Source organism: Rhodospirillales bacterium, assembly GCA_018666775.1.
Lineage (GTDB): Bacteria > Pseudomonadota > Alphaproteobacteria > SMXQ01 > SMXQ01 > JABIXC01.
The window spans coordinates 1-2,774 of record JABIXC010000001.1 but is presented as its reverse complement, the minus strand read 5'-3'; the positions used below and the strand labels follow the sequence as shown (position 1 = coordinate 2,774).

3 protein-coding genes are annotated in these 2,774 nt (G+C 54.0%); all 3 read right to left on the bottom strand.

The features are described 5' to 3' along the window. Positions 1-746, bottom strand: a 746-nt coding sequence (locus tag HOJ08_00015) for a hypothetical protein (GenBank protein ID MBT5671821.1), incomplete at its 3' end; no start/stop codon positions are given. After that, complete coding sequence (locus HOJ08_00010) at positions 743-1,768, bottom strand: hypothetical protein (protein ID MBT5671820.1); 1,026 nt, start codon at positions 1,766-1,768, stop codon at positions 743-745. The genes HOJ08_00015 and HOJ08_00010, both read right to left, overlap by 4 nt. Positions 1,769-1,775: 7 nt before the next feature. After that, positions 1,776-2,768 carry a DUF1080 domain-containing protein gene (locus HOJ08_00005; protein MBT5671819.1) on the bottom strand — a complete coding sequence of 331 codons (993 nt, stop codon included), beginning with the start codon at positions 2,766-2,768 and terminating at the stop codon, positions 1,776-1,778. Positions 2,769-2,774 lie beyond the last annotated feature (6 nt).

Genomic DNA, 2,774 nt, shown 5'->3' with positions numbered 1-2,774 from the left:
CCATGGAAGTTGTTTTCCTTAACATGGAAAAGCTTGCTGGTGCCCAGCCAATCCCCCTGATTGTCAGTGGCCCAGAGTCGTCCTTGCGCATCAAAATTAACTCCGTTGGGGGAGCGAAAGCCCGAAGCGAAAGGGGTGGTCTTGCCATCGGGCGCAATTTTCATGATCCATCCGCGATAAGGTGTGGCTGAATACATTCGGCCAGACCCTGCCCTATGGTTTTTGTAAAACTGTTCACGTGAAATGCCGTAGTGGCGGAATTCACCACGGATTTCCGGGCGGATACTTGCACCACTGGAAGCGAGGTTGAGCCCCACGTAGTAGTTGCCATCTTTGTCACGTGCGGGGCCGAAGGCGAACTCATGGTAATTGCCGGTCATGCCGAAGTCATCACTGATGGTCTGGTAATGATCAGCCTCGCCATCGCCGTCGGTGTCACGCAGGCGCGTTAGCTCAGGGCGCTGCATCACGACCAGCGTGTGGTTATCCTCGGCGATAATCCCCAGTGGCTCGCGCAGGCCGTCGGCAAAGAGTTTCCATATTTTTGTCTTTGGGTTGTACGTATAGACCTCGCCCCGGTGGAAGCAGGCGGCTAATCGACCATCAGGCAGAAAAGCCAGGCCTCCAATTTGCACGTCCAGTCCCTTGGGGGCGGGGATATTCTCGACCTTGTAATAGTCATTGATGCCGGCACCATGGACGGCAAGGTTTGCGAACAGGGTGAGGATGAAAATTGCGCGGTTCATTTTCTGTGGGCGTGGTGATGAGTGATGGCAAAGCTCTGGGCTTCGTCACTGGTCAAAGTGGCGACCCCTTGATTGATTTTCCCCTTTGAGGCTTTTGTGTTTTTCGAGGCGATCGTGATGTGTAGGGGGTAGGTGATATCTGGGATTCGAAAATGGCGGGTCAACCCCATACCCGAGGGCAGGGCGGTGATGCGTTCGTAAATATCAATGCCACCAATGGTGTAGTGAAACTCAGGATGGCCATCGATTTTGCGGTAGCCTTGAAACTGAGGTTTAAAATCAGATGGAATTTTTTTGTGGAATGGGAAATCCTTTGAGCCAGTCCAAAACCTAGTGCCGATTATTTTGGCCAGCCCGTTGCCATTAGCCTTCCAGACGGGCATCGGGTCTACAAAGCCTCCGATCCACGCATAACGCAGGTGGCAGGTGCCTGCATCCCAACAGTAGGAGACACCGTGGGGAAGGGCTACCGCAATTGCAGCTGGGGAGGCATCAGGCATGAAGATGCGATACAGGAGCGGTCGGCGATGAGGCCAGGCGTGCAGGTTTTTATTGGCGCTCTGAGCGCGGGCCATCGGTGAAACGTTTTGGTCCTGGGCAAGCTTGGGCATTTTGATCCCCACATACATTGCCCCGTACATGATCAGGCCGTGGCCGGGGAAGGTGCATACGTAGGGGTAGATCCCTTTTTCCTTGGGTGCTACGAATTTTAACTCGGCACTTTCATCAGGCTTGAGTACGGGCGTATGCCACAGCACGGCATTGTTCTTGGGGATGTAGTTGGAATCGGGCGGCAACGTGATGGCAGCCTGCACAATTTCCAGCCGTTTGCCCGGGGCAATGATGGCGAGGTTATGCGCCATCTCATCAGAATTCTTAAAGGAAAGCAGCACCTCCTGCCCGGGTTGGGCTTCAAAGCGCGGCTTGTCATATTGTAATCCCGGCAGAGTGCCAATGGTGATCTTCAGGGGCGCAGCAGAAAGGGTAAATGCCGCAAATGCCAGTGCGAGAAAGCGAATCATGTTTATTTTATTTTTCTTGAATCCACACGTTGCGGTAGCGCACGGGGTTGCTGTGGTTTTGGAACCAGATAGGTCCGGGCGTGGCCCCTTCCTTTTGGCCGGCCCCCGTCTTATTTTTGAGCGCATAATCATCGTGGATCAGGATGCCGTTAAGCTTGGCGGTGATGCGGGCCGGGGCAGTGCGTTTGCCATCCTTATCAAATTTTGCGGCGGTAAAATCCACATCGTAGGTCTGCCAGGTGAGCGGTGGGAAACAGGCGTTTACGTCCGGATACTTCTGCTTGTAGAGGCAGCCACAATCATTCTTGGCGGGCGTCATCTCGATGCCGAAGGAATCGAGCACCTGCAGCTCATAACGGCGTTGGAGGTAGAGGCCGCTATTGCCGCGGGCTTGGCCGCGGGCAGTGGGCTTGAAAGGGAGACGGAATTCCACATGCAGTTTGAAGCTTTGGAATTTATCCTTGGTAATGGCGCCTTCCTTCATCAGTCCATCCTTGGTGACCTGTAATTTATCCAACGAGCCATTGTCTTTACCAGCAAAGAGAACCTTGGCCCCCTTGGGTGCTTTGGCACCAATGGTATCCGATTTGCGGATCATTCTGGCGAAGGTGCCGACCTGCTGGTCCCCCTTGGTAGCAATCACCTTGCCATCATTGTAATGCAGCGCAATGGGCGACTGATCATTGGCAAAAGTTACCTTGGCCTTGCCTGTGCGTTTTCCCGTGTAGATCCACTTGGTTTTGCCGTCCCAACCTGCGCCGGGTAGCCCTCCTTGAAAGGCTGTGGCATTAAAGGTGCCTTCACCAAGGGCTACGATTTGTATTCCGAGCTGGTGGTTGGTGCCCGATCCATCGGTTCCTTCACCCGCGTATTCGCCTTGGATGATAAAGTCCGGATCTTTCGCCGCCGCCTCGGGCGTTTCATAAGTGAGCTGGCCCTTTGGAGCGGCCACAAGGTTGAAAGCAAAAATGAGTGTGAGAAATGGGATGAGTTTCTTCATGGCTTG

Excerpts from the sequence above, each read along its gene's own strand:
- HOJ08_00010 (MBT5671820.1), bottom strand. The coding sequence starts at position 1,768 with ATGATTCGCTTTCTCGCACTGGCATTTGCGGCATTTACCCTTTCTGCT.
- HOJ08_00005 (MBT5671819.1), bottom strand. The coding sequence starts at position 2,768 with ATGAAGAAACTCATCCCATTTCTCACACTCATTTTTGCTTTCAACCTT.